Raw genomic sequence first — 209 nt, 5'->3', positions numbered from 1 at the left:
ATAGCAAAAAGGCGCCTTTAGGGCGCCTTTTTACACTGGTGGGGCGTGCAGGATGACTCGCTTCGCTCGCCCTCCGGGCCGTCGCCGCAAACGGCTCCGTTGTCTCACTTCGTGAGACCCGAACCTGCTGCAGGTTCGAATCTTATAAATCGCAAATAGCAAAAAGGCGCCTTTAGGGCGCCTTTTTACACTGGTGGGGCGTGCAGGAT

The 209-nt window shown here is 56.5% G+C and carries 1 other RNA gene; it reads right to left on the bottom strand.

The annotated features are described in order from the left end of the window. Positions 1-36: 36 nt before the first annotated feature. Positions 37-162: non-coding RNA, RtT sRNA (locus OGX98_RS00745), on the bottom strand. Positions 163-209: the final 47 nt, after the last annotated feature.

Origin of the sequence: Citrobacter sp. Cm046 (assembly GCF_030333065.1) — a bacterium.
GTDB lineage: Bacteria > Pseudomonadota > Gammaproteobacteria > Enterobacterales > Enterobacteriaceae > Citrobacter > Citrobacter murliniae.
The sequence above is the reverse complement of the archived record's forward strand: the minus strand, read 5'-3'. Positions and strand labels throughout refer to the sequence as shown.